Source organism: Collinsella sp. AF16-8 (assembly GCF_003462695.1).
Lineage (GTDB): Bacteria > Actinomycetota > Coriobacteriia > Coriobacteriales > Coriobacteriaceae > Collinsella.
In genome coordinates this window covers 1-1,049 of the sequence record NZ_QRXX01000032.1, presented here as the reverse complement: position 1 = coordinate 1,049, position 1,049 = coordinate 1, and the positions used below count along the sequence as shown (strand labels likewise).

1 protein-coding gene is annotated in these 1,049 nt (G+C 66.0%); it reads left to right on the top strand.

Annotated elements, in window-relative coordinates; translation table 11 throughout:
• Positions 1-945 (top strand): carbamate kinase (gene arcC, locus DWW73_RS10030; protein WP_070097146.1); only part of this gene is annotated, 945 nt, incomplete at its 5' end.
• Positions 946-1,049: the final 104 nt, after the last annotated feature.

The following is a 1,049-nucleotide window of genomic DNA, read 5'->3' as shown; positions in this document are numbered from 1 at the left end:
AAGCCCGATCGTATTGTCGTCGCCCTCGGCGGCAACGCCCTCGGCAACAACCCCGTCGAGCAGATCGAGGCCGTGAGCAACACCGCCCACGCTCTCCTCGGCCTCATCGAGCAGGGCAACGAGATCATCATCACCCACGGCAACGGCCCGCAGGTCGGCATGATCCAGAACGCCTTCGCCGCTGCCCACGATGCCATCGGCACCCCCGAGATGCCGCTGCCCGAGTGCGGCGCCATGTCCCAGGGCTACATCGGCTACCACCTGCAGCAGGGCATCGGCCGCGAGATGCACAAGCGCTACAAGCGCTGGCACGCCGCCACCGTCGTCACCCAGATCGAGTGCGATCCCGACGATCCCGCGTTCAAGAACCCGACTAAGCCGATCGGCCCCTTCTACACCGAGGAGCAGGCCAAGGAGTTCATGGCCGAGGACCCCTCCAAGGTCTTCGTCGAGGATTCCGGCCGCGGCTGGCGTCGCGTCGTCGCCTCCCCCGATCCCAAGAAGATCGTCGAGGCTGACTCCATCCTCAACCTGCTCGACAACGAGTTCATCGTCATCGCCTGCGGTGGCGGCGGCATCCCCGTCGTCCGCGACTACGAGAACAAGGGCTGCTACAAGGGCGTTCCCGCCGTCATCGACAAGGACCTGGGCGGCGAGCTGCTGGCCGAGGACTGCGACGCCGACGTTCTGTTCCTGCTGACCGCCGTCGAGCATGTCGCCATCAACTTTGGCAAGCCCAACCAGGAGGAGCTCGAGGACCTCACCGCCGACGAGGCCGAGCGTCTGGCCGACGAGGGTCAGTTCGGCAAGGGTTCCATGGAGCCCAAGGTCCGCGCCGCCATCAAGTTCGCCCGTTCCCGCAAGGGCCGCACCTGCATCATCGGCGCCCTGGACAAGGCCGCCGAGACCATGGCCGGCCTCTCCGGTACCCGCATCCACGAGTAGTCTCTACTCTGTTGCCTCTCCCGTGGGCGCCAGGCAAAGCGCCCACAAACTAGCCTCTCTTCATGAGCCCCGCAGTCCGCTCCGACTGCGGGGCTTTTGCTGTT